19 protein-coding genes, 3 tRNA genes and 1 pseudogene are annotated in these 25,504 nt (G+C 42.5%); 12 read left to right on the top strand and 11 right to left on the bottom strand.

Features of this window, described 5'->3' with window-relative positions:
• Positions 1 to 91: 91 nt before the first annotated feature.
• Complete coding sequence (locus tag HYN49_RS11125; protein WP_108904188.1) at positions 92 to 1,270, bottom strand: acetyl-CoA C-acyltransferase; 1,179 nt, start codon at positions 1,268 to 1,270, stop codon at positions 92 to 94.
• Positions 1,271 to 1,284: 14 nt separating this feature from the next.
• Positions 1,285 to 1,527, bottom strand: a pseudogene (locus HYN49_RS15310) (T9SS type A sorting domain-containing protein); the annotation flags it as partial.
• Positions 1,528 to 1,744: 217 nt separating this feature from the next.
• Between HYN49_RS15310 and HYN49_RS11135 the strand changes: the two are divergent.
• Positions 1,745 to 1,828, top strand: a tRNA-Ser gene (locus HYN49_RS11135).
• Positions 1,829 to 1,839: 11 nt separating this feature from the next.
• Positions 1,840 to 1,914 (top strand) — tRNA-Pro (locus HYN49_RS11140).
• Between the two features lie 534 nt (positions 1,915 to 2,448).
• Here the strand turns inward: HYN49_RS11140 and HYN49_RS11145 are convergent.
• A tRNA-Arg gene (locus tag HYN49_RS11145) sits at positions 2,449 to 2,522 on the bottom strand.
• A gap of 107 nt (positions 2,523 to 2,629) precedes the next feature.
• Here HYN49_RS11145 and HYN49_RS11150 point away from each other — a divergent pair.
• On the top strand, positions 2,630 to 3,244 hold the full coding sequence (locus HYN49_RS11150) for a M15 family metallopeptidase (RefSeq protein ID WP_394336395.1): 615 nt from the start codon (positions 2,630 to 2,632) through the stop codon (positions 3,242 to 3,244).
• Here HYN49_RS11150 and HYN49_RS11155 read toward each other — a convergent pair whose 3' ends face one another.
• Genes HYN49_RS11155 through tsaD form a run of 6 tightly spaced genes read right to left on the bottom strand, consistent with a single transcriptional unit; the run spans position 3,245 to position 8,466 of the window.
• Positions 3,245 to 3,814, bottom strand: coding sequence for a hypothetical protein (locus tag HYN49_RS11155; RefSeq protein ID WP_108904191.1), 570 nt, complete (start codon positions 3,812 to 3,814; stop codon positions 3,245 to 3,247).
• Entirely contained in the window at positions 3,811 to 4,995 is a 1,185-nt protein-coding gene (locus tag HYN49_RS11160) for a THUMP-like domain-containing protein (RefSeq protein WP_108904192.1), read from the bottom strand. The genes HYN49_RS11155 and HYN49_RS11160 overlap by 4 nt, the downstream gene beginning before the upstream one ends.
• 2 nt (positions 4,996 to 4,997) lie before the next feature.
• Positions 4,998 to 6,089: an AI-2E family transporter gene (locus HYN49_RS11165; RefSeq protein WP_108904193.1), complete on the bottom strand. Its 1,092-nt coding sequence runs from the start codon at positions 6,087 to 6,089 to the stop codon at positions 4,998 to 5,000.
• Between the two features lies 1 nt (position 6,090).
• Positions 6,091 to 6,729 (bottom strand): DUF4159 domain-containing protein, encoded by a 639-nt coding sequence (locus HYN49_RS11170; RefSeq protein WP_108905041.1) that lies wholly within the window; start codon positions 6,727 to 6,729, stop codon positions 6,091 to 6,093.
• 4 nt (positions 6,730 to 6,733) lie between these two features.
• Positions 6,734 to 7,441: a 16S rRNA (uracil(1498)-N(3))-methyltransferase gene (locus tag HYN49_RS11175; protein ID WP_108904194.1), complete on the bottom strand. Its 708-nt coding sequence runs from the start codon at positions 7,439 to 7,441 to the stop codon at positions 6,734 to 6,736.
• Between the two features lie 2 nt (positions 7,442 to 7,443).
• Entirely contained in the window at positions 7,444 to 8,466 is a 1,023-nt protein-coding gene (gene tsaD, locus HYN49_RS11180; protein ID WP_108904195.1) for a tRNA (adenosine(37)-N6)-threonylcarbamoyltransferase complex transferase subunit TsaD, read from the bottom strand.
• A 228-nt stretch (positions 8,467 to 8,694) separates the two neighbouring features.
• On the opposite strand from tsaD, the gene HYN49_RS11185 reads away from it, so the two are divergent.
• The 4 genes from HYN49_RS11185 (at position 8,695) to HYN49_RS11200 (ending at position 17,166) form a co-directional block, all read left to right on the top strand.
• The gene (locus tag HYN49_RS11185) at positions 8,695 to 13,872 is read left to right on the top strand and encodes a translocation/assembly module TamB domain-containing protein (RefSeq protein ID WP_245892167.1); all 5,178 of its coding nucleotides are present in this window, start codon (positions 8,695 to 8,697) and stop codon (positions 13,870 to 13,872) included.
• A gap of 182 nt (positions 13,873 to 14,054) precedes the next feature.
• Positions 14,055 to 15,041, top strand: coding sequence for a 6-phosphofructokinase (gene pfkA / locus HYN49_RS11190; protein WP_108904196.1), 987 nt, complete (start codon positions 14,055 to 14,057; stop codon positions 15,039 to 15,041).
• Positions 15,042 to 15,123: 82 nt separating this feature from the next.
• Complete coding sequence (gene gap / locus HYN49_RS11195) at positions 15,124 to 16,128, top strand: type I glyceraldehyde-3-phosphate dehydrogenase (RefSeq protein ID WP_108904197.1); 1,005 nt, start codon at positions 15,124 to 15,126, stop codon at positions 16,126 to 16,128.
• Positions 16,129 to 16,314: 186 nt separating this feature from the next.
• A complete protein-coding gene (locus HYN49_RS11200; protein WP_108904198.1) occupies positions 16,315 to 17,166 on the top strand; it encodes a BadF/BadG/BcrA/BcrD ATPase family protein in 852 nt (283 codons plus the stop codon).
• A gap of 66 nt (positions 17,167 to 17,232) precedes the next feature.
• On the opposite strand, the gene HYN49_RS11205 is transcribed toward HYN49_RS11200, so the two are convergent.
• A complete protein-coding gene (locus tag HYN49_RS11205; protein ID WP_108904199.1) occupies positions 17,233 to 17,613 on the bottom strand; it encodes a Rid family detoxifying hydrolase in 381 nt (126 codons plus the stop codon).
• Positions 17,614 to 17,755: 142 nt separating this feature from the next.
• On the bottom strand, positions 17,756 to 20,419 hold the full coding sequence (locus tag HYN49_RS11210) for a putative LPS assembly protein LptD (protein WP_394336396.1): 2,664 nt from the start codon (positions 20,417 to 20,419) through the stop codon (positions 17,756 to 17,758).
• Positions 20,420 to 20,552: 133 nt separating this feature from the next.
• On the opposite strand from HYN49_RS11210, the gene HYN49_RS11215 reads away from it, so the two are divergent.
• The 5 genes from HYN49_RS11215 (at position 20,553) to HYN49_RS11235 (ending at position 25,494) form a co-directional block, all read left to right on the top strand.
• Positions 20,553 to 21,728 carry an N-acetylmuramoyl-L-alanine amidase family protein gene (locus tag HYN49_RS11215; protein WP_108904201.1) on the top strand — a complete coding sequence of 392 codons (1,176 nt, stop codon included), beginning with the start codon at positions 20,553 to 20,555 and terminating at the stop codon, positions 21,726 to 21,728.
• A 40-nt stretch (positions 21,729 to 21,768) separates the two neighbouring features.
• Positions 21,769 to 22,734, top strand: a complete 966-nt coding sequence (locus HYN49_RS11220) for an MlaD family protein (protein ID WP_108904202.1) — start codon at positions 21,769 to 21,771, stop codon at positions 22,732 to 22,734.
• A gap of 5 nt (positions 22,735 to 22,739) precedes the next feature.
• Complete coding sequence (locus tag HYN49_RS11225; protein WP_108904203.1) at positions 22,740 to 24,074, top strand: (Fe-S)-binding protein; 1,335 nt, start codon at positions 22,740 to 22,742, stop codon at positions 24,072 to 24,074.
• A gap of 89 nt (positions 24,075 to 24,163) precedes the next feature.
• Entirely contained in the window at positions 24,164 to 24,607 is a 444-nt protein-coding gene (locus HYN49_RS11230; RefSeq protein WP_108904204.1) for an LNS2 domain-containing protein, read from the top strand.
• Positions 24,608 to 24,702: 95 nt separating this feature from the next.
• Positions 24,703 to 25,494, top strand: a complete 792-nt coding sequence (locus tag HYN49_RS11235) for a (Fe-S)-binding protein (protein ID WP_108904205.1) — start codon at positions 24,703 to 24,705, stop codon at positions 25,492 to 25,494.
• The last annotated feature ends 10 nt before the right edge of the window (positions 25,495 to 25,504 follow it).

Genomic DNA, 25,504 nt, shown 5'->3' on the forward strand with positions numbered 1-25,504 from the left:
TTTTAAAGAAAAAAACAAAAGGATGCCGCTGCCATCAGGGCTAAAAAAAACGCCCCGAAGTGATCGGGACGAATTTGGTATATCTAAGCGATTACATTCTTTCAATAACGATAGCTGAAGCGCCACCGCCACCATTACAAATGGCTGCAGCTCCGATTTTTGCGTTATTTTGCTCCAAAACATTAATTAGTGTGATGATAATGCGCACTCCCGATGCGCCCAGCGGATGCCCTAAAGAAACCGCACCACCATTTACATTCAATTTATCATTGTCCAGGCCAAGGATTTTGGCATTTGCCAATCCAACCACCGAAAAGGCCTCATTGAATTCAAAGAAATCCACATCTGAAATGGAAATTCCTGCTTTTTCCAATGCTTTAGGCAACGCTTTTGCAGGAGCTGTAGTAAACCATTTCGGTTCCTGTGCCGCATCTGCATAGCTTTTGATATATGCCAATGGTTTTAGTCCTAAAGCGGCCGCTTTTTCTTCGCTCATCAAAATTACAGCACCCGCGCCATCGTTGATCGTAGAGGCATTGGCAGCCGTTACGGTGCCATCTTTTGTAAACGCCGGGTTCAATGAAGGAATTTTATCAAGTTTCACATTGGTATATTCTTCATCCTTTGTAACCATAACGGGCTCTCCACGACGCTGGGGAACCGCTACAGGAACCACTTCATTGTCGAATTTTCCGGCATCCCATGCTTTTGCCGAGCGCTCATAAGACTGGATTGCAAAAGCATCCTGGTCTTCTCTTGAAAATCCATATTCGGTGGCACACATATCAGCGCAAACCCCCATGGCGTTATTATCATAAGCATCGGTAAGACCATCCTTCTGCATGCCATCGATCATGGTCGCAGGGCCAAATTTATTGCCATTCCTCAAGTGCATATAATGTGGAATAAGGCTCATATTTTCCATACCTCCGGCAACCACAATTTCAGCATCACCTGCCATAATGGCCTGTGTGCCCTGCATCACCGCTTTCATCCCTGAAGCACATACTTTATTTACGGTAGTGGCAATCACGCTTTGTGGCAAACCAGCATACAAAGCTGCCTGGCGTGCAGGAGCCTGTCCTACACCAGCCTGGACAACGTTACCCATAATCACTTCATCAACCAAATTAGGGTCAAGACTGATTTTATCCAAAGCACCTTTAATGGCAGCAGCACCTAAATGGGAAGCGGAAACAGTAGACAAAGCACCCATAAAGCTTCCGATTGGGGTTCTTGCAGCAGACACGATTACAACTTTTTTATTCATGATGTGGTATTTGTTTATTTGAATTGCGAATTTAATAAATTATCATAAATAAAAACCGGTTGTTTTAGGAATGTTGTATTGCACGATACAATCGCAAGGAAAAACCATTCTTTTTTTATTTTTAGGGAAGCATTCCCATTATTCCCTATGGCTTTTACCAAATAAATACCCACCGGAAGGTGATCCGTCGCCAACTGTACATTATTTCCATAATATTTTTCAGCTGGGATCAATGGCCCAAGCAGATTGTAAACTAGTAGGTTTGTCTTATGAACATAATGGAATCAATCCGTGTAACAAGTCAATTCATAAATAAATTATGTCATCATAAAAAAAGCTATAGGATTGATTGTTAATACCTTTAAAATGATTAGGGAAAACTTATAAAAAAAACTCATTTTTTACTTGTAAAATAGATAATGAACACTTAGATTTGCAACCGCTTTGATTAAAAGCGCGTTCTTATAAAAAACAGGAGAGGTGCCGGAGTGGTAACGGAGCAGATTGCTAATCTGTCGACGTGCAAACGTCGCCAGGGTTCGAGTCCCTGTCTCTCCGCTTGTTTTTTTCGGGGTGTAGCGTAGCCCGGTTATCGCGCCTGCTTTGGGAGCAGGAGGCCGCAGGTTCGAATCCTGCCACCCCGACCGTCAAAAGCTGAACTTGTAAAAGTTCAGCTTTTTTGTTTTACGGCAGTGAGCCGAAGCTTTGCTTCGAAGCGAACGGATGTAAAACAAAAAATTGAAAAGCTATCGCTTTTCAACTTTTGAAGAGCAACAATCCCACTTCAGGATCACGAAGTAATCCTGCGTTCCCAATTTCCAACCAAATATTTGAATAAGAAAGTGAAAGCTATCGCTTTTCAACTTTTGATGATCACCCTCCATCAGGATCAAGTCGGTAATCCTGATTCCTTTTAATAATGTTAATTACCTATTCAAAATCCAAACGCTGAATGTCAATCAACGAAGATCAAATTTTCAAAAAGACTTTCTCCATAAATTTTACGCAGGACCGCGTTAGGGATTGTAGTGGAAATCCTTTTACGACGCAGGAGTAAAAGATTGTAACGGAAAGCCCGGCGCGACGCAGGAAGCGCAACGCCCTAATTCAGTGAGCAGTTTTCAGTCGCAGGGGGCAGTAAAAACACAAAAACCACCGTAAAACGATGGTTTTGAGTGTGATCGCAGAAGGATTCGAACCTTCGACCGCCTGCTTAGAAGGCAGGTGCTCTATCCAGCTGAGCTATGCGACCCTGTTTAAAGGCGTGCAAATATACGATTAAAAATCAAAACTGCAAGTCGCAACTTTATTTCTTTTTATAGTTGCTTTCATTACATTTACGACTGCTATTTTATGCCTGTGAAAAATATAAGATTGCTACTGTTTTGCCTGATTTCTTTTTGGGTTTCTGCGCAGGAAACACCAGCTGACTCGACGTTTGTAAATATTAAGGATTACAGCAGCGACTTTGTTTTTGATATGAAATATGCCACTGAGGATAATTTCCTGAAAGCGCAGGTTTATGATTGTGCCGAATGCTATTTGCGCCTGAAAACCGTCAAGGCATTGGTTAAGGCAAATATTAAATTCCTGAAGATGGGTTATAAAATCAAATTGTTTGATTGCTACAGGCCTTTGTCAGTACAGAAAAAGATGTGGAAAATTGTCAGCAATCCGGAGTATGTTGCAGATCCGGCGAAAGGTTCCATCCACAATCGCGGTGGTGCAATCGATATTACCCTGGTTGATGCCGATGGCGTAGAACTGGATATGGGCACACCATTTGATTTTTTCGGCAGGGAAGCTGCGCATGATTATGAAGGATTTTCAGCATCCGTACTTAAAAACCGCAAAAGGCTTAAAAAAATCATGCTGAAATGTGGGTTTAAATCTTTCGATTCCGAATGGTGGCATTACAATCTCAAAGGTTCTAATAAAGACCCATTATCCGATTTTAAATGGGATTGCCCTTAGTTAGTCTTCAATGCATTTAAGATAATTCATAAAATAAACTGAAGGCTGGTATGTTTTGCCTGTCAATTCTGAAACAAACTCCTTTTTCACGATAAAATCGGTTATTTCCGTTACAGATTTTACCCTTAACAGCGATATCGGCGAACTTTTTAGATCTTCGATGCTTCCCGTAAGAAACAGGAAATTGCCTGCAAGGTAACGGGAATACTTATTTTCTTCTTCAATGCGCACCATCGTACCGCAGCTTTCATCGGTATCATGGATTAAGGTGATGATTTTTCCATTTTCAAGTTGGAGGTAAAGCTTTGAATTACCGTCGAAACATGTTGCCTTGATAAAGTCGGCGCTTTTCTGGATGGATTGAAAATTCAAAATCGGCGTACCGCTGCTGTTAATCAACTTGAAAAATATGTAGCTCGATTTTCCTGCAAAATTCTTTTCACTGATCACGTAATCCTTAGTTGATTTGTATGTGCCGAGGCTGTCCGTAAATTTTTCGGCATAATCACACTCCTGTGCCGCAAGGTTCAAGCTTAAGCCAAAAAGGAGGAGGAAGAAGAAATATTTCATTGTGGGGTAATTTTGGCGCAAATTAAAACTATTTTGCGGTTATCTGCATCGGTTGTAAAAAAACAATAGGTATCGCCACCGTCTTTTATTTTCCATTTTTTACGGATGATTTCGGGCGTTTCAGGAAAATTACGCACCGAAATATTGCAATGCCGGCCTTTGATTTTATCATTCATAGCGCCTTTTTCATAAGCGATATTTTCAATGATTTCAAAAATGCGCCCAGGAAATGGCTTCATGTCATCAGACGTATATAAGTGGGAATGCTTGTGCAATTTCATTAAGTCGAATCTTTCGGCAACCGCTTCAAATCCGCCAGATTTCATGATGGCACTGTTGGGTTCGTAAAGGTATTTTTGTGGAAACCCGATAGCTGCATTCCAATTGTTATCAGGAATAAAATCAAAATGCTGTTCCCCGTTTCTGGTCAGATTTACGGTGCAGATTTCTATTTGACCCTTATAATCAGCCGACAACTCCCAAAGCAATTCGCGGACTTCATTGTCCATGGCTACGATATGGATCCTGCGGATGTTCCTCAATTCTGAAATTCCGGCCGTGATATCCAGTAAAGGTGCGGTTTTTATCAGGATGTTGCCTGATTTTGAAAAGTACAAATCCAGTAATCCGGGTACATTCGGGCTGCAGTCCTTCAGCATGAAAACTTTGCCCTTCACTTCATTGCGCCTTGAGGGATCGATGTAAATCCAATCGTATTGTATTGTCGAATCAGTTACAACCTGCGTACTGTCACCGTGTATGGAGGTAATATTTCCGGCTTGCATCGCGGCGAAATTATGTGAAACGATTTTTGATAACCCCCCATCAATTTCGCAATGGAAAACCTTTTTGATTTTTTTCGAAAAGTAAAAATCATCGACACCGAATCCGCCTGTGAGATCAATAAGATTTTCTCCTGAAACGAGTCGCGATTTGTATTCCGCAGTTTTCTCTGAAGAGGTCTGTTCGACGGAAATCTTTGACGGATAAATGATATTGGCGGTATTAAACCAGGTGGGGAGTTTGGTTTGTGCCTTTGTTTTCGCCGAAATCTGGTTTAATATCTCAATCCATTCCCCATCAGGAAACGGATTTCTTTTAAGTGCCAAAGCCTTGACATCCTTTCCGATTTGGGAATTAATGAATTCCTGGATTTCCGGTTTTAAGATGGGATTTTCCAAGACTAAATATTTTTGGCCAGTATCCTGATGATTTTATTTTCAGGAAAAAACTCCTTTCCGATGACCTTGAGCATGGTGTAAACCGGGACGGCGATGATCATGCCCAATACACCAAATAAAAATCCACCTATTAAAATCACCAGGAATATTTCCAACGGATGGGAATTGGTGCTTTTTGAAAAGATGATCGGTTGTGAAAAGTTATTGTCTATGAATTGTACGACCGCAAAACCGATCATTACATAAATGGTTTTCGGCAGGATCTCCGACTGAAAATCCATTCCGAGATTGCTGATCATCGTCAGTACAGCCGCCAAAACCGACCCGATCAGCGGCCCGATGTACGGAATGATGTTCAATACCGCGCAAAAGAACGCAATCACAAATCCGTTTTGTATCCCGAAAATCAGCAATACAATCCAGTAGAGTAGGAATACGATGAACAATTGAAGCAATAAACCGATAAAATAACGGCTTAACAAGTCGTTGATCTTGCTTAGGGAATTCAGGATTTTTTCTTCATGGTTGTCCGGCAGGATTTTTTTTATGCCGATGATGAACATGATTTTGTCTTTCAGGAAGAAAAAGGTGATGAAAAGGGTAGAAGCGAGGCCCATCCCGAAACTGCTCAGCGCTCCCAACACCGAATTCAGGAATACAGGGATAAAATTAAAATCCAGTTTTGACGTGATTTTTGAAACGTCAATCGTATTTCCTTTATCTACGCCATGCGAAATCAGGAAGTTATTGATCTTGGCCAATAGTTCGCTGACGTTCGTTTCAATTTCGGAAGTATTCAATACCGAAAGGTTTTCACTTTGGGAAAGCACCAGCGGCACGAACATCATGATGAGTCCCACGATGATTAAAATGAAAATGAATAAGGTCGCGACAGTAGCCATCGTCATCGAGAATTTCAGTTTTTTCCTGAAAAAAAGCTGGATCGGATTGCCAATAAGCGTCAGGATCAAGGCCGCAACCAGGTAATAAATCAGGGTCTGGATTTGCCAGATCAGGTAAATGGCCGCAACAATCAACGCCAGCGTCCCGATCGCCTTTAGAATGCCGTTGGAGATTGTTTTTGACGTGATCATATTAATTATTGAATATGTAATTAAGGATGTTGGCACCCATCCTGAGTGCTTTTTCACGGACTTCCTTCGGGTCGTTGTGGACCTCAGGATCTTCCCAGCCGTCACCGAGGTCACATTCGAATGTATATAGGAAAACCAATCTGTTTTCTATAAAAATCCCAAAAGCCTGCGGCCGTTTTCCATCATGCTCGTGGATTTTCGGCAGTCCGGCAGGAAAAGGAAAAGGCTTCTGGAAAATCTCATGCGAAGCCGGAATTTCGACCAATTCCTGATCAGGGAATACTTTCCTGATTTCTTTTCGGATGTATTGATCCATGCCATAATTGTCATCAAAATGCACAAAACCACCGGAAAGCATATATTTCCTGAGGTTGATCACCTCCGCATCACTGAATACCACATTCCCGTGACCTGTGGCGTGCACAAATGGGTACGAAAACAAATCCGGGCTGGAAAGTTCTACGGTTCCGGGTTTGGGCTTGATTTTAGTGCGGATGTTCTGGTTGCAGAATTTAATCAGGTTTGGTAACGAAGTCGGATTGGCATACCAGTCGCCGCCGCCATTGTACTTAATCAGGGCAATTTCCTGCGCATTCCCGAAAAAGGGCAAAAACAACAGGATATAAAATATTTTCTTCATGGATTTATTTTTCATTAAAAAAAACAACGCTGTGGCAGGCAACAATGGCGGCAGTTTCAGTGCGTAATCTTGTTTCACCTAGGGTTACGGGAAGGAAATTTTCTTCAAGCGCTAATGTAATTTCTTTTTCTGAAAAATCGCCTTCAGGTCCGATCATAATTAAACAATCCTGATTGGAAATGAGTTGGCTTTTCAGGGTTTTCTTTGCTGTTTGCTCACAATGCGCTATAAATTTATGAGCGTTGTGTTTTTTTGATACAAATTCCTTAAACGCAATGGGCTCGTTTAATTTCGGCAAAAAATACTGGTTTGACTGTTTCATCGCCGACAGCAATATTTTTTCCATACGCTCTGTTTTCAGGATCTTGCGTTCAGAATGGTCGCAGATGATCGGCGTAATTTCAGACACGCCAATCTCTGTAGCTTTCTCCAGAAACCATTCGTAGCGCTCGTTCATTTTAGTGGGCGCTACGGCAAGGTGCAGTTCCGGTTTCTGCTTTGGCTGCTTTTCGTAAGAAACAATTTTCACAAGGCATTTGTTTTCGGAAGCCAAAGAAATTTCCGTTTTAAACAAAAAACCTAAACCATTGGTTACAAATAAAATATCGCCTGTGTTTTTACGCAATACTTTTACGATATGTTTGCTTTCTTCCCTGTCAAAAAAGAAAGATTCTGAAGATTCGCTGATGTCAGGATTATAAAAAAGCTGCATGGTTAAAATTCGATTCGTGCTTTGGAAACCACTGATTTATCATTGAATTTCCGGTGAAGGTATTTCTGATAGCCTACGATGCCGATCATGGCAGCATTGTCCGTCGTATATTCAAATTTCGGGATGAAAGTTTTCCAGCCATACTTTGCCTCTGCTTCCTTCAAAGTGCTCCTGATCCCTGAATTCGCTGAAACCCCGCCGCCAATAGCGACTTGCGTAATTCCCGTTTCAGCCACGGCTGATTTCAGCTTATCCATCAGGATTTTGATGATCGTATGCTGGATCGATGCACAGATATCGTTGATATTTTCAGCAATGAAATCCGGATTTTGCGCTACATTTTTCTGGATGAAATACAAAATCTGAGTTTTCAACCCCGAAAAACTGAAATCCAGTCCGGGAACTTTTGGTTTCGTAAATTCAAACGCTTTCGGGTTCCCGCTTTGTGCATATTTATCGACCAAAGGCCCTCCGGGATAGGGCAGTCCCAGTATTTTAGCGGTTTTATCAAAAGCTTCACCTACAGCGTCATCAGTCGTTTCCCCGATAATCTCCATTTCAAAAAAACCGTTCACCTTAACAATCTGGGTATGTCCGCCCGAAATCGTCAGAGCCAGAAATGGAAATTCAGGCTTGTCAAATCCTTCCTCATCGATAAAATGCGCCAGGATGTGGGCATGCATATGGTTCACGGCAATCAAAGGAATGTCCAGCGCGAGCGACAATGATTTGGCAAAAGAGGTCCCCACAAGCAGCGATCCCATCAATCCCGGGCCCTGCGTAAAGGCGATGGCGTTCAACTGCTCCTTCGCCACACCGGCCTTTTGCAGCGCAGCATCAATTACGGGAACGATATTCTGTTGGTGCGCCCTTGAAGCGAGCTCAGGAACCACGCCCCCATATTGCTGGTGGATCAACTGGTTCGCCACAACATTCGACAGCACTTTGTCGTTATGCATTACAGCTGCGGCGGTATCATCGCAGGAACTTTCAATGGACAGTATAAAAACTGCTTCAGGTTGCATAAACAGAGGATTTTTGAGTTATATTTGACCAAGCCAAAAGTAACTATTTTTTGCAAAAGGCCGTTGCTGCTTTTTTAAAATAAAATTTAGGAAAATTAGACATTCAGGTTTCAGAAAAGAGAAAGAATCACTATTGACATTCCTTTCGGGAATGTTACTTTTATTGGCATTACCATCATTTAAAACTGATGTTACGCATCAAGCCGGAAACATACTAAAAACGATGTCATGGCGCTAAACTTCAAAAGAAAACTACCTGTTGCTCCCGAACGCGATTCGGTAATAAAGCCTGCCTTTTCTTCCATCGGTATTTTACTGACATTGATAAACCTGGGCATTACTGTTGCTTTTGCATGGCCATCAGGGGGCGTTGCTGCTGTGGCTCCTATGGCATTTATCGGTATGATGGCATTGCTTACCGCTACGCTGGCAGTTTCGGTGAGTACTGGCGCATGGCGAGTGCTTACCAGGGCAAGGGAAGCAAATGATGATGTGAAAATTCAGGCCGTTTATGGCAGCCAGGCCATTGCAGTTTTGTTGGCAGTATTAAGTGTGATTATCGCCGGACTTTTGGCGGTACACGGGCAATCGGATAATGGTTTTTTCTTTCCGATGCTTTTTTCACTGCCATTCCTGGCCTGCTTCATCTCAGGGAACCATGTGCTACAGGCTACAGCCAAAGCCAGGTTTGCCTTTTTGCTGATGTTTTTGATGCTGGCGGTTCATATCCTGCTTTTATGGGCAGTCATTCCATTGAGCACAAGAAATCTGGCTTTCGCTTTTGCGTTTTCATGGTTCATCGGTTTTGCAGGCCTGTTTGGATATTTTATTTATTGCAACAGGTCATCTCCCGGATTGTACCCGCTGAAATCGAAAGCTGCCGTTGTAAGGGAAATTTTAAGGGAAGCTTTTTTTGTATTCAAAAGGCAATTCTTAAGGACATTGCTCGGTATTGTATTGCTTTTCCTGACTATTGCCATCGTGTTATCGCTTCCGGTGGTGCAAACCGCAATCGGGCATTATGTGACCGACATGCTTAATAAGGATTACAAGACCAACATCAGGATTGAGCAGGTTGCCGTTTCCGTATTTGGCGGCGTAAAGCTTAAAAAAGTCATGATCCGCGACCATCACAACGATACGCTGATTTACGCCAATCGGATTAAAACCAATATTTTAAGTTTCAGCGAAGCCTACAACGGTGATTTGTTTTTCGGGGATATCAGGCTCGATAAGATGGTATTTAAATTGAAGACTTATAAAGGTGAAACACAATCGAACATCAATAAATTCGTGTCGCTTTTTGATGACGGTAAAAAATCGTCCGGGAGAAAATTCCTGCTCAAAGCCCAAAACGTATATTTCACAGACAGCCGCTTTTTAGTTTTTGATGAAAATCGCGAAAACCCGAAGGATGCCGATTTCAGCAAACTTGACGCTTCCATCAGTAATTTCAAGATTTATGGACCTGAAGTTTCCGCCAAAATAAACAAGATGGCTTTTAAGGATTACCGCGGTGTACGTGTGAAAAACCTAACCTCAAAATTCCTTTATGATAAAACGCACATCAGCCTGGACAACCTTGACCTCGAAACGAGATTTTCTCATTTCAAAGGCGATGTAAGCCTGAAATACAGACAGGGAGGCATGGCCGATTTTAATAACCAGGTTTGGATCACTGCCAAAAAAATGGAAGCCACCGTGTCGAGCAATGACATCAGGTATTTTTATAAGGGCATCAGTGGTGACAAGATTTTTGATATAAAATCAGATGTTTCGGGAACGTTGAATAACCTGTTTTTCCATAACCTGCGTTTGGTCGATAACCGCAATTCCCGCATTAACGGAAATGTGGTTTTCAAAAATCTTTTCGGTAAAAAAGGGGATGCTTTTTACATGCGTGCCGGTTTCAGCAAACTGAATTCTACTTACGATGATCTAGCGGCTATTATGCCGGATGTTTTGGGCAAAAAATTGCCATCATCGCTTAAAAAGCTTGGAAGATTTAATCTGAATGGCAATGTTGAACTGACTCCCGAAACCCTCGTGACCGATTTTTACCTGTCTACCGGAATAGGAAATATCAAGGCCGAGCTTGAAATGTCAAATATCGATAATATCGACAATGCGGTTTATAAAGGCCACATTATTGCTGATACGTTCAACATCGGAAAGTTTATTGAAAGAAGTGACCTGGGCATCATCAGCTTCGATATCGATGCCGACGGCAGTGGCTTTACCACCAAAAACCTGATGACGAAAATCAGCGGAAAGGTCTCCAGGCTGTACTACAACCGCTACATTTATACCAATATTGAATTGGACGGGAACCTGCAAAGCCCATTCTATAAAGGCCGCGCGATTGTCAATGATCCAAACCTTTTTATGGATTTTGATGGAATGCTGGATTTGAGCGGGAAGGATAAACGTTATGATTTCCATACTGAAATCGATTATGCGGATCTGCACAAACTGAATTTTATAAAAGATACGATCTCGATTTTCAAGGGTGACATCCGCATGGATATCTCAGGCACTACGGTTGATAATATGCGTGGGAAAATCAACATCGCTCAGGCGGCTTACCAAAACAGGAAAGACAATTATATTTTTGACGATTTTACAATTGAATCCTCGTTTGACAACCAAGGCGTCAGGACGATTTCCATCAATTCTCCGGACGTTGTGGATGGCAAAGTGACCGGAAAGTTCCGATTTGCAGAATTGGGTAAAATCCTGCAGAATTCCGCAGGTAGCCTTTACACCAATTACAAACCCAATAAAGTAGCGAAAGGCCAGTTTTTAAAGTTCAACCTTAGTATTTACAATAAAATCGTCGAGATTTTTTACCCGGGTATTGAAGTGGGTTCTAATACTTTCGTACGGGGCAGCATCAACTCGGATGAAAGCGATTTCAAGATGAATTTCAGCTCGCCCGACATCAAGGCATTTGACAACGAGTTTAAGAAAGTCAGCCTGAACATCGACAATAAAAACCCGCTCTTCAACGCCTTCATAGAAATGGACAGCATCAAGACGAAATATTATAAAGTTTCCGATTTCAGTGCCATCAACGTGACGATGAAAGATACCATGTTCGTGCGTTCAGAATTTAAAGGCGGTACGAAAAACAACGATTACTTCAATCTCAACTTTTACCATACGATAGATAAAAATAAGAATAACGTCGTCGGAATCAAGAAATCCGAGTTGAAGTTCAAGGATTACCTTTGGTTCCTTAACGAAAAAGACGACGACAGGAACAAAATAGTTTTTGACAAAAAACTGCAGAATTTCTCGATTGACACCATCACGATGTCGCATGAAAACCAGAAAATGGAGCTTGTGGGCAAACTGAGGGACTCCACTTATAAAGATTTGAGCCTGAATTTCGAAAAGGTAGACCTGTCTAAAGTGCTGCCCACGGTCGACAGCCTCAGGGTCAGGGGGAGCCTGGATGGCAAAGTCAGTTTCAGGCAGGATAAGAAGGTATTCCAACCCACGTCATCACTTCGTATAGATGGCCTGAATGTCAATGATATCGCGCTCGGGAATATGCGTCTGAATATTGAGGGTGATGACTCTTTCAGGAAATTTACGGTGAATTCGGTTTTGGAAAATGACAATGTGGAGTCATTTATGGCCGAAGGGACTTTTGAAATCGCGAATAAGGAAACGCTGATGAATGTCGACATGCGTTTTAACCGGTTCAACATAGCGGCGCTGAGTCCGCTGGGAGGGAATGTCATTTCTAATATTCGTGGCTTTATATCAGGGACTTCAAATATTTCCGGCACATTTAAGAAGCCGGACATCAACGGGCGTTTGTTCCTGGAGGATGCCGGGTTAAAAATTCCGTATCTGAATACCGATTATGCTTTCAGGGACAATTCGATTGTAGATCTTTCGGAAAACCAGTTCATTTTCCAGAATGCCACCCTTATTGATACCAAGTATAAAACCGAAGGCGTTGTGAATGGCACCATTAAGCACAAAAATTTCTCAAACTGGAACCTTGATTTGTCCATCAGCAGCGACCGGTTCTTGGCGTTGGATACAAAAGATTCTGAAGATGCGGCTTATTATGGTACGGCATTTATTGATGGTAGAGCTACAATTTCCGGCCCTACAGGAGATCTTTTTATTGGTGTGGATGCAAAATCTGCTCCCGGAACAACAATCAAGATTCCTATAAATGATACGGAAGCTACGAGTTCAAGGAACTACATGCATTTTTACAGCCCAAAGGAAAAGGAAAATATCCGTAACGGGATCCTGACCACTAACCAGGACAGCAGCTATAAAGGCCTTTCGATGAAATTCAATCTTGATGTAAATCAAAATGCCGATATTGAAGTCATCCTTGACCGTGAATCAGGGCATGGCATGAATGCGAGAGGGGTGGGGAACCTGCTGCTGGAAATCGATACACGCGGAAAATTCCAGATGACCGGGGATTATGCGGTTTGGGAAGGGTCCTATAATTTCCGTTACCGCGGACTGATCAATAAGACGTTGGCAGTTAAGAAAAACAGCTACATCACCTGGGATGGCGATCCGCTGCGCGCCAGGCTGAACCTTGAAGCGGTATATAAAACCGATGCAAATCCGGCGATATTGCTTGATAATGCTTCGGTGAACCGTAAAGTGCCGGTGAATGTTGGTATATTGGTTACGGGTATCTTAAGCAATCCTGAAATCAATTTCGATATTAATTTCCCGACCATCAACGCGGTTTTAAAATCTGAGATACAAACCAAGCTTGATGATAAGGATATCCGCCAGACACAGGCGCTGACGTTATTGGCAACCGGCGGTTTCCTCAGTAACGAAGGCGTGACACAAAGTGCTTTTACGAATAATTTACTGGAAACCGGGGTGGGTATTTTCGATAATATTTTCCAGAACGCTGATGATAAGGTCAATGTGGACCTGCTTGTGGTTTCCCCGGACAGGACCCCGACTATGGAAACTACAGGACAGGTAGGTTTTAAAGTCTCTACCAAAGTAAACGACAGGGTTTCCGTAAACGGACAGGTGGGCGTTCCGGTGGGCGGTGTCAATGAATCCACAATCATAGGCAATGTTGAAGTACAATACCGGATTAATGAAGACGGGACGGCAAACCTGAGATTTTTCAACCGTGAAAATGACATTAATTATATAGGAGAAGGAATCGGTTATACTCAGGGTGTCGGTATCACTTATGAAGTTGATTTTGATACATTCCAGCAATTGGTCAACAAGATATTCAAGGCGAAGAAAATCGAAACCCCGAAAAAAAATTCAGAGGAAATACCTGATTCTGAAGTGCTTCCTTCGTACATCCACATCAATGATAAAAAGAAGCACGATGAGCCCGCTCCAAAAGCCAATACAGAAGGCGTTCCGCCAAAAGAAGATTAAGGCCTGATTTTTACGCTTTTGCCAAAATTCTCTTTTTTTGGCGAATTATTTTCTCATTTACATCCGAAAAATAAAAACTTATTAACGAAAACGTTTGAAATCCGTACTTTTATTAAATTAATAAAAACACGGGTTTTGAAGTTCCGTAACTTTGCTACATTAGCATTATAATAATGTAAAAAATGTCAAAAGAGATAAAAAAGATAGGTGTGCTAACATCGGGAGGCGACGCTCCAGGAATGAATGCAGCCATACGTTCTGTTGTCAGGACATGCGCTTATCATCATATCGAATGTGTCGGGATTTACCGCGGTTACCAGGGAATGATCGAGGGTGACTTCAAAGAAATGGGCCCCCGCAGTGTAAATAATATTGTAAATAAAGGCGGAACAATCCTTAAATCTGCCCGTTCCAAAGAATTCATGACCCCTGAAGGCCGTAAAAAAGCGTATGATAACCTTGTGGCTGCCGGCGTGAATGCTTTGGTCATTATCGGTGGTGACGGCAGTTTTACCGGTGCGGAAGTTTTCAACGAAGAATACGGTTTCCCTGTAATGGGAATTCCGGGTACGATTGACAATGATATTTTTGGCACCAGCCATACCTTGGGTTACGACACCGCTTTAAATACCGTTGTGGAAGTAATCGATAAAATCCGTGATACGGCGAGTTCACATAACAGGCTTTTCTTCGTAGAAGTCATGGGACGAGATGCCGGACATATTGCTTTAAACGCCGGCATTGGCGCGGGGGCGGAAGAAATCCTGATTCCCGAAGAAGATCTAGGCTTGGACCGTTTACTGGAATCGCTTAAGAAAAGTAAGGCTTCCGGAAAATCTTCAAGTATTGTCGTCATTGCCGAGGGGGATAAAATCGGAAAAAATGTATTCGAATTAAAGGATTATGTCGAAGAAAACCTGCCTGAATATGACGTGCGTGTTTCGGTTTTAGGACATATGCAGCGCGGTGGTGCACCAACATGTTATGACCGCGTACTGGCAAGCCGTCTTGGTGTAAAAGCCGTAGAATCGATATTGGAAGGAAAATCCAATTTTATGGTAGGCGTATTGCAGGATAAGATTGCGTTAACACCTTTGGAACAAGCCATTAAAGGGAAAAGTGAGATTGATAGGGAACTGCTTCGCGTTTCCGATATCATGTCAACATAAAAAAGTTTGAAGCGCAAGGTTCAAAGTTAAGTGAGCGACCCAGGACCTGAAGCTTTTAAACCATTAACTAAATTTAAAAAAAATGTCAAAAGTAAAATTAGGAATTAACGGTTTTGGTCGCATCGGAAGGATTGTTTTCAGGGAAACTTTTAACCGTGATAATGTAGAAGTTGTCGCCATCAATGATTTGCTCGATGTGGATCACCTGGCTTATTTATTGAAATACGATTCTGTCCACGGTCGTTTCAACGGGAAAGTGGAAGTGAATGATGGAAAATTATATGTTAACGACAGGCACATCCGTGTGACTGCCGAAAAAGACCCGTCCGTTTTGAAATGGGACGAAGTAGGAGTAGATGTTGTTGCTGAATCCACCGGAATATTCACCACCATCGAAACGGCTCAGGCACACATTCGGGGAGGCGCTAAAAAAGTGGTTATTTCCGCACCATCAGCGGATGCCCCGATGTTTGTTATGGGTGTCAACCACACTGAAGCCAAAGCGACCGATACCGTAGTGTCCAACGCATCCTGTACCACCAATTGCCTTGCCCCTTTGGCAAAAGTGATCCATGACAATTTCGGGATTGTTGAAGGTTTGATGACAACTGTTCATGCTACTACGTCTACCCAAATGGTGGCCGACGGACCTTCTAAAAAAGACTGGAGAGGCGGGCGCGCAGCAAGCGTGAACATCATCCCGTCATCAACAGGTGCTGCAAAAGCGGTAGGAAAAGTGATTCCGTCATTAAACGGAAAACTGACAGGAATGTCATTCCGCGTGCCTACTATCGATGTTTCTGTTGTCGATTTGACTGTAAAACTCGAAAAAGAAACGACTTACGAACAAATCATGTCCGTTTTGAAAAACGCCTCTGAAACCGATTACAAAGGCATCATCGGTTATACTGAAGATGACGTCGTATCTCAGGATTTTGTCTCTGATACACGCACGTCCATCATCGATGCCAAAGCCGGAATCGGATTGAATTCAACGTTTTTCAAAATCGTGTCCTGGTATGACAACGAGTACGGCTATTCAAGTAAACTGATTGACCTGTCTGTACACGTTGCAGGCTTAAAATAATGGATATATTTACGACTCCCGTTAATTCATTTTTGGCGGGAGTTATTTTTTTAGGAGCTATTCCCGCTTTCGCCTTTATCTTGCCTACGCAAGCTCCGGCAAGGATATCGGTTCTATCGGGGCTAGGGCAGAGGACTAACCAACTCCGTTCCTTCAAAAACAAAACAAACTAATGCCAACCTGCATATGAAATTATTAGTAGACAGTGGATCCACAAAAGCCGACTGGATTTCGATTGACGAGTCAGGAAAAGTGCTGTTCACCACACAAACCCTCGGACTCAACCCCGAAGTATTGTCAAAGGAGGAAGTCATCACCAGGCTTGAGGACAAATTCGACATTTCGCATAACCGCAGCAATGTCTCGCACCTGTATTTTTACGGCGCAGGCTGTGGTACGGACCGTATGAAGAATTTCCTCGCCGAAGTATTTCGTGAGTATTTCCCAAATGCCGTGGTTTCGGTCCATGAAGATACTTACGCAGCGGTCTATGCGACCACTCCAAAAAACGAAAAAGCGGTAGTTTGCATCCTCGGGACAGGATCAAACTGCAGTTATTTTGATGGTGTCGTCCTGCACCAGAAAGTACAGTCTTTGGGTTATATCGCGATGGACGATTGCTCCGGGAACCGTTTCGGACGTCATCTGTTGCGCGGCTATTATTTCAACAAAATGCCGGATGACCTTGCCGCCGAATTCAGTACAGAATATGACGTGGAACCGGACACCGTAAAACATCATTTGTATAAAGAACCCAATCCGAATGCTTACCTGGCCACGTTTGCAAAGTTCCTGATTAAGCATAAGGATACTGAATTCTGCCAGAAATTCATTTTTGAGGAAATGGAAAAATTCGTCGAGAACTATATCCTTCAATATGAAGAAGCGCGCAAATATCCAATCCACTTTATTGGGTCAATTGCATTTTACCTTAAGGATGAACTGGAGCAGGTTTTAAACAAGCACGGACTTAAGATTGGGAATGTGCTGCGCCGCCCGATTGATGGCCTGATACAATACCATGCACTCAACAAATAATAAAAACCCGATGCGAAAACATCGGGTTTTTATTTACAAAGCCAAAAAGCCTTAAATCTATTCTTATCATCTCGACGCAATCATCGAGATCTCCACGTTCACCCCTTTCGGTAATCCGGCTACCTGAACTGTTTCGCGTGCCGGAGCGGTATCTTCATTTAAATAACTGCCGTACACTTTATTGATATTGGCAAAATCAGCCATATCCATGATAAAAATGGTAGTTTTTACCACATTTTCAAAAGTCATATCGTTTGCTGCAAGCACCGCTTTGAGGTTTTCCATGACTTGTTTTGTCTCGGTTTCGATATTATCCAGAACGAGTTCCATCGTTACCGGATTCAGTGCGATCTGCCCTGAAGTAAAAAGCAGATTCCCAATGGCAACCGCCTGATTGTATGGCCCTATAGGAGCAGGGGCCTGGTCTGTAATGATGATGTTTTTCATGGTATATTGATATTTTTGAATTGATAATTTTGACCGTTGCGCTTTATGACCGCTACGCTTTAAGACCGCTGCGCTTTAGGATTAAAAGACTTATGCCCATATCTTATAATCTTATAATCTTACAGTCTTAAAATCCTAAAATCTACCTGATGATCCTATCCGGTGCCTTTCTTTTCTCCCATTTCAGATCGCTTAGCAATCCGGATTTCACGCCGATGAAGAATCCCCAGGAAGTGTAATCCCCGATAGGAATCCAGCTGAAATCCATCCGCCAGCTCAACAAATCCCTTTCAAAACGCAATTGGGTGTATGTAATGCCTTTTTGTACAAAATCATACCCTGTGGAAATTCCGACTTTCCATTTCGGTGCCAAATCGATATTTCCTGAAACCATCAATGAATTCCCGACAATGTCATTCTGCTTTGATGTATTGTTATAGGTAATGGAGTATGCAAAATTCAGGTCCCACGGAAGCTCCGTATGATAAAATGCTGCGGGAGCATCCTTATCCTGTGTTTCATCTTCATCAAACTGACTCTGTCGCCTGTCGCTTAAATCGGTACTTCGCCCAAATAAATCATCGTCACGGCCTCCATTCCGTTCGCCCTGATCATTTGTATTTCCTGTGGTCTTTTCGCCACCTTTGCTGTCAATCCTGTAGCCTATGCTCATAAAGGCATTCGTGAGCCGGAATATACTTCCCCCATTGTCAATATTGAATTTATTGATGACCTTACCAGCATTATCAATTGCATAAGGATTCAGCGTGGCTCCGAAATTGACATTCATTTTTTCCTTAAACAGATTCGTCCCTCCTGATACACGCAATGGCGACCATTTCAGGGAATCGGCTGAAATGTCATACGACGTCTGGAAATTCAGGCTGTTCAGCAACACGATTTTCTTAAGTTCTGTTTTGGTGGTGTCGCGGTCAACTACTTTTGCCTCGAGGGTATTGTTCAGGGAAAAGTTTAAGAGATTGGAATAATTCAATCCTGGTGCGCCATAGATCCCTTTTTCAAATCGGGTATACTGCTTACGGATGGTGCCTGACGGGTCAGTATCATAATAATCATAATAACGCTGAAAACTCGGCGTATACGAATAACTGATTGTAGGTTTTACAACATGCCTGATGGCCCGGATTTTTGATTTTTCACCAAATTCAAATGTTCCGTAAACCGTAGTTCCGATACCGGTTGAGAAGTTGTAGGTACGGTAGGCATCAAAACCGTTTTCGTCCTTCGTTTCGATTCGGTTCGTTTCTTTATCGAAATATTTGTTGATGGTTTTCAGGTACCAGACTTCATTATAGTTTACCGATATCGGTACGCTGAAATATTTTGCAATCTTAAAATTGGTACTGATAGGGATGCTGTGCTTCATACCGTTCATCGCATTCTTAAACATTTCCGGCTTGAAGAATAACGAGTCTACGGTATTAAAACGATTTTCAGCAATCACGCTATATTGCAGGTTGATGTTTTTAATGACGCCCTTTTTTACCCCGTCTTTTGGAGCAAAAGGGAAAATCCTGTCCACACTTCCGGTAAACGTTGGCAAAGTCATGCTGATTTGTTTCGAGCCCGTATTCTGCGTATGTGTAGCGGCAAGCGCAATATTGACCAATGGCAGAGTATTGAAAGTCTTTGAATAAGAGACCGTCGAACTCAGCGTATTGTTAAGCCTGGCACCGATATTGCTTTGGTTAAGCGAATTCGTAAAATAAGTACTCGAACCCAAATTCACCGATGCGGCAAATTTGGAATTCGGGTTGGATTTAGAATCCTGCCTGTGGCTCCACTGGATATTGTATTCCCGCCTGTTGCCGTAATTGGGCAATCCTCGCTCCCCAATGATGATCCTTTCAAACCTCAGGTTCACATTTCCGCTGTATTGGTAGCGCTTGGCATAGGATGATTCGAAACGCATCGCATAACTGGCATTGGTATAATAATCTCCAAGAAAAGTCAGGTCATAATTGTCGCTTAAAGCAAAATAATAACCGCCATTTTGTAAGGAATATCCCTGCTGGCTGGTTTCGGTAAATGTGGGGATAATCACGCCGGACTGCGCTTTTTCAGACATCGGGAAAAAGGCAAATGGCAACGCAATAGGGGTGGGCACATCAGCAATCCAGAGGTTTGACAATCCGACGACGATTTTTTTCTTGGGCACGAACTTAGCGCGCTGGGTAAGGATAAAATATTCAGGATTGTCGATATCTTCAGCCGTAGTAAACTTGGTTTTATACAAGAAATAAACCGAATCGTTTTCTTTTTTTGCAATCTGCGACTTGATGTTGAAATCCATCTGCTTTGAGCGCGAATTCCAGATCAGCGCTTTCTTGGTATCGGTATTGATCCGGATGGAGTCGGGCTCAATCACATTGCTGCCCTGCTTGAAGACAGGCCGTTGCACCAAAGCGCCGGTGGAATCCTTGATGCGCCCGGCATAAATTTCGTTCTTTTCGTAATTGAACTGAATGATCCCGGCTTTAAGCTCAATGTCTTCATAAAACAATTCGGCTTCATTATATAAAGTACCGATTTTAGTTTTCATGTTCATCCGCTCATAATCCTTCGCTTTGCGCTTCACGATATTGGAAAGGAACGGTTTCTTTACGGAATCCTGGGCTTTCACCGGCAATTTTACGGCCTGTGGTGCGTTAGGATTTAGAGTGTCAGGAGGTTGCAGCACAGGGGTCTCCGTTTTAGCCTTCGGTTGCGCCTGGGCATACGTTTTAGCAGTTGCCAATGTTAAGAAAGTTGCTGATAAAACGATATGAAATAAGTTTGTCCGCAAATGTTTAAATACTATTTTTGTAAAAATCAGGCTTACTTTTTCCGGTGTCAAACTTACAGTAATTTTTTGCAAAAATAGTCAGTTTTAAAAATTATAAGCTAACGTTTCACTAAAATTAACTTTTAACCAAAATATGAATTTTTCCCATAAAATTAAACCTTTTTTACTGATCATAATGTGTTTTACGGCCTTTGGCGTTTCTGCACAGAAAGCGGCCAAATTTAAGGTGACGCTCGACGCGGGACACGGGGGAAAGGATTTCGGTGCCGTTTATAACGGGCATGTAGAAAAAAATATCGCATTGGCCGTGGTGCTGAAAGTGGGCAAAATCCTCGAAGGCATGTCTTCGATCGAAGTCAACTACACCCGGAAAAGCGATGTTTTCATTGAATTGGTGGAAAGGGCCAATATAGCAAACCGTGCGGATGCCAATGTTTTCGTATCCATACATTGCAACGCCAACGCCAATAAAGAGGCTTACGGAACCGAAACCCACGTGATGGGTATGTCCAAAAACGCTTCAGCGCTTGCTGTCGCAAAAAGGGAAAACGAGGTAATTGTGATGGAGAAGGATTATAAGGAAACGTATAAAGGCTTTGACCCGAATTCCCCTGAATCGATTTTCGGAACCACGCTAATGGTGGAAGAAAACCAGGACAACAGCATCGCTTTGGCCAGTAAGGTCCAGCACCGTTTTACCGATGACCTCAAAAAGAAAAACCGTGGCGTAAAACAGGCCCCATATATGGTACTTCACAAAGCGTATATGCCAAGGGTTTTGATTGAGATGGGATTTATTTCAAATCCGAAAGAAGGCGCAGAGCTCGACTCGGAAGAAGGGCAGATGGAAATTGCGCAGTCTATTGCCAACGCCATTGTGAGCTACAAGAAAGATTATTTCGGAAGTGGCGAAAACGAAAATGAGATCAAGCCTTCGCAACGCATCCCGGATTCAGAAAAGACACCCAGACAGGAGGATAAACCTGTACAGAATACTACTGTGGTTGCTCCCGTGGAAAAAGAGGAAAATAAACCGGCTTCAAACGGAGAAGTGGTATTTAAGGTACAGATTTCAGCGAGTGGCAAAAAACTGGACCTCACACCTTCAAATTTCAAAGGGCTTAAGAATATTTCGGTTACAACTGACAACGGGACACTGTATAAATATATGTACGGAGAGACCTCAAGTTATGATACAGCAAAAGAAAACCTGGCAGAAGCCAAAGCGAAAGGTTTTGAATCGGCATATCTGGTTGCTTTCCGGGATGGCAAAAAAATTACAATCCAGGATGCTTTAAATAAAAGGTGATTCCAATTATTTGTGCTATTTTTGTTAAAAAAAATAAACTTTGAGAATTTCAAGAGAGATTAAAACCGCCATATTAGTTATTGCCTCAATATTATTGTTCATTTGGGGATATTATTTTTTAAAAGGAAGGGATTTATTTACTGACTATAAACTGGTTTATGTGCAGTACGATAATATCGAAGGGTTAACACTTTCTGCTCCTGTAACCATAAACGGCTTTGTTGTCGGGAAAGTAAATGCTTTCGATATCGACAAGAAAACCGGAAAACTTACGGTGGAGCTCCAGCTTAAATCCGATTTCCCGATTGCAAAATCCAGCGTTGCAGAATTGTATTCTCCAAGCCCTTTCCTGGGTGGCAAGCAAATAGCAATACTCCCGAACCTGCAGGACAATGCACTTATCGATGACGGTGATTTCCTTCGCGCAGGTAATAAAGCAGGCCTTACCGATCAATTGGCAGACCAAATCAAACCGATAAAGGAAAAAGTTGAGAAGCTCCTCGACAGTACAGATAAGCTGATGCAGAACCTCAATCAGGTCCTGGATGAAAAAACCAAGGCAAACCTTAAAAGCAGTATTGCCAACCTGAATGAAACCCTGGCAGAGTTTAAAGGCGCTTCCGCAAAAGTGAATGACATGCTTTCGGAAAACAAGCAGAAATTAGAAAATACAATAACAAACTTCGAAAAGACTTCTTCGAATTTTTCAAAAATTTCCGACACCATTGCCAAAGCAGATATCGGTAAAACCATCCGCAAGATGGAAACGGCGATGGCTTCTGTCGACAAGATTATGGGCGACCTGAATTCCGGTAAGGGCTCAATGGGTAAATTGCTGAAGGATGAAACACTCTACAATAATTTCACAAAAACTTCCAAGGAACTCGAACTGTTGTTACAGGACCTGAGGCTGAACCCGACGCGTTATATCAATGTTTCGCTTTTTGGAAAAAAGAACAAACCGTATAAAGCACCTACAGAGGACCCCGCTGCTGCTAAACAATAACGCCTATGCAATATCTTGACAATATATTATTTGCTGTTATACTGGGACTTGGAGCCGGTTATTTTACACTAAACGTTAAGAAACTAATCCGTAACATCAAGCTCGGACGCGACATTGACCGGTCTGATAATCCGCAGCTGCGTTGGAAAAACATGGCGATGATTGCACTCGGTCAATCCAAAATGGTGCGCCGACCGGTAGCCGGTTTCCTTCATATTATTGTCTACGCCGGATTTGTAATTATCAATATAGAAGTACTTGAAATCATCATTGACGGACTTCTGGGGACGCATCGCATATTTTCTTTCCTGGGCGTATTCTACAATATCCTGATCGGGTCATTTGAAGTGCTGGCTCTGCTGGTGCTTGTTGCTGTGATAGTGTTTTTAATCAGAAGGAATATTGTAAAACTGAAACGCTTTATCCATTCCGATTTGAAAGGCTGGCCTAAAAGCGACGCGAATTACATCCTTTATTTTGAAGTAGTATTAATGAGCCTGTTCCTGATTATGAACGCGGCAGACTACCACCTGCAGCATATCAATGGAGGTTTTATGGATTTCCATGAAGCAGGTTCGTTTCCGGTAAGCCAATATATTTCAACCATTTTTGACGGCGTTTCGAACAATTTCGTTTATATCATAGAAAGAGGTGCCTGGTGGTTGCACATCACAGGGATCCTGATTTTCCTGAATTATCTTTATTTTTCAAAACACCTGCATATTTTACTGGCTTTCCCGAATACTTATTATGCAGATTTGAATCCAAAAGGAAAATTCGACAACCTGGAATCGGTTACCAACGAAGTAAAGCTGATGCTCGACCCGAATGCAGATCCTTTTGCTGCACCTGCTCCTGATGCAAGCGTTGTTCCGGCAAAATTCGGAGCCAGTGATGTCCAGGATTTAAATTGGGTACAACTATTGAATGCGTATACCTGCACCGAATGCGGAAGGTGTACTTCTTCCTGTCCGGCCAATATTACAGGCAAAAAACTTTCCCCGCGAAAAATCATGATGGATACGCGGGACAGGCTGGAGGAAGTCGGTAAAAATATCGATGCGAATAAAGGCGTATTCGTTGATGATGGCAAAATGCTACTGAACGACTACATCACCCCTGAAGAGCTTTGGGCATGTACATCATGCAATGCGTGCGTCGAGGAATGCCCGGTCAATATCAGCCCGCTTTCCATAATCATGGATATGAGGAGGTATCTTGTGATGGAGCAAAGTGCGGCACCGATGTCATTGAACGCCATGATGACTAATGTCGAGAATAACGGAGCACCTTGGCAATACAGCCAGCAGGACAGGCTAAATTGGAAAAACGAAAATTAATATCAAGAACAAATAAAAATTCTCTTATAGGTGAGGTTAAGGGTGTTTTTAATCAAATTTTTTAAAATTAAATTAGAAACAAGACGAAAATGAAAGCAGAAGAAATCGAACAAAATCTACAGGAGACGACTGAAAACGGGCATAAAATAAGCCCGATATTACCGGAAGGAATAAAAAATTACCTTATTGATATTGATGGAACGGTTTGTGATGATATCCCGAATGAAGAGCCGGAAAGGATGCTTACCGCTGAACTGTACCCGGACGCATTAGTGACTCTGAATAAATGGTACGATGAGGGGCATGTGATTTTCTTCTTCACTTCAAGGACTGAAGCGCACAGGGAATATACCGAAATCTGGCTTAAAAAGCATGGTTTTAAATACCACGGAATCGTATTCGGGAAACCACGTGGCGGAAATTACCACTGGATTGACAACCATTTGGTGAAAGCCACACGTTATCGTGGAAAATTCACCGACCTGATTGAAAAGGAAGTGACGATCCAGGTTTTCGATGATGGAAAACATTAAGAAGGCCTTAGTGTCTGAGTTTTTTTGGGCGCTTAAAAATATAAAATGGTTAGTGGGTATTCCGATACTCAGCAAATCAGTAACTTAAAAAGATTATGTCAGAAAGTTTAATCGTACCGACAATGGCAGAAATGCTCGCCCGTGGTGAACAGCCTGAAGTGTTGTTCTGGGTGGGTTGTGCCGGAAGTTTTGATGACAGGGCAAAGAAAATTACGAAGGCATTTGTAAAATTGCTAAATAAATCAGGGGTTTCTTTTGCCGTATTGGGAACAGAAGAAAGCTGCACCGGCGATCCGGCGAAAAGGGCAGGGAATGAATTCCTGTTCCAGATGCAGGCCATGATGAATATTGAGGTGCTGAACGCTTACGAAGCAAAGAAAATCGTGACTGCCTGTCCGCATTGTTTTAATACACTGAAAAATGAATATCCGGAATTGGGTGGGCATTATGAAGTGATCCACCATACACAGTTCCTGAAATCATTGTTGGATGAAGGCAGATTGTCTGTTGAAGGCGGACAGTTTAAAGGCAAACGCATCACTTTCCATGATCCATGCTATCTCGGGCGGGCCAATAATATTTATGAAGCGCCGCGTGACCTGATCACAAAACTTGATGCCGAATTGGTCGAAATGAAACGTTCGCGTTCCAACGGCTTATGTTGCGGTGCCGGTGGTGCACAGATGTTCAAAGATGCCGAGCCCGGAAACAAGGAAGTGAACGTGGAACGCACAGAAGATGCATTGGAAACCGCTCCGCAGATTATAGCCGCGGGTTGTCCTTTCTGCAATACCATGTTGACTGACGGTGTAAAGAATAAAGAAAAAGAAAGCGAGGTCAAAGTCATGGACATCGCCGAACTGATTGCCAATGCGCAGGATTTGTAATTCATAATTA

Source organism: Flavobacterium pallidum (genome assembly GCF_003097535.1).
Taxonomy (GTDB): domain Bacteria; phylum Bacteroidota; class Bacteroidia; order Flavobacteriales; family Flavobacteriaceae; genus Flavobacterium; species Flavobacterium pallidum.

Bases quoted from the DNA above. Each gene is read 5' to 3' on its own strand.
- HYN49_RS11125 (WP_108904188.1), bottom strand. From the start codon at position 1,270: ATGAATAAAAAAGTTGTAATCGTGTCTGCTGCAAGAACCCCAATCGGA.
- HYN49_RS11155 (WP_108904191.1), bottom strand. From the start codon at position 3,814: ATGAAATATTTCTTCTTCCTCCTCCTTTTTGGCTTAAGCTTGAACCTT.
- HYN49_RS11165 (WP_108904193.1), bottom strand. From the start codon at position 6,089: ATGATCACGTCAAAAACAATCTCCAACGGCATTCTAAAGGCGATCGGG.
- HYN49_RS11170 (WP_108905041.1), bottom strand. From the start codon at position 6,729: ATGAAGAAAATATTTTATATCCTGTTGTTTTTGCCCTTTTTCGGGAAT.
- HYN49_RS11175 (WP_108904194.1), bottom strand. From the start codon at position 7,441: ATGCAGCTTTTTTATAATCCTGACATCAGCGAATCTTCAGAATCTTTC.
- tsaD (WP_108904195.1), bottom strand. From the start codon at position 8,466: ATGCAACCTGAAGCAGTTTTTATACTGTCCATTGAAAGTTCCTGCGAT.
- HYN49_RS11185 (WP_245892167.1), top strand. From the start codon at position 8,695: ATGGCGCTAAACTTCAAAAGAAAACTACCTGTTGCTCCCGAACGCGAT.
- pfkA (WP_108904196.1), top strand. From the start codon at position 14,055: ATGTCAAAAGAGATAAAAAAGATAGGTGTGCTAACATCGGGAGGCGAC.
- gap (WP_108904197.1), top strand. From the start codon at position 15,124: ATGTCAAAAGTAAAATTAGGAATTAACGGTTTTGGTCGCATCGGAAGG.
- HYN49_RS11200 (WP_108904198.1), top strand. From the start codon at position 16,315: ATGAAATTATTAGTAGACAGTGGATCCACAAAAGCCGACTGGATTTCG.
- HYN49_RS11205 (WP_108904199.1), bottom strand. From the start codon at position 17,613: ATGAAAAACATCATCATTACAGACCAGGCCCCTGCTCCTATAGGGCCA.
- HYN49_RS11215 (WP_108904201.1), top strand. From the start codon at position 20,553: ATGAATTTTTCCCATAAAATTAAACCTTTTTTACTGATCATAATGTGT.
- HYN49_RS11225 (WP_108904203.1), top strand. From the start codon at position 22,740: ATGCAATATCTTGACAATATATTATTTGCTGTTATACTGGGACTTGGA.
- HYN49_RS11230 (WP_108904204.1), top strand. From the start codon at position 24,164: ATGAAAGCAGAAGAAATCGAACAAAATCTACAGGAGACGACTGAAAAC.
- HYN49_RS11235 (WP_108904205.1), top strand. From the start codon at position 24,703: ATGTCAGAAAGTTTAATCGTACCGACAATGGCAGAAATGCTCGCCCGT.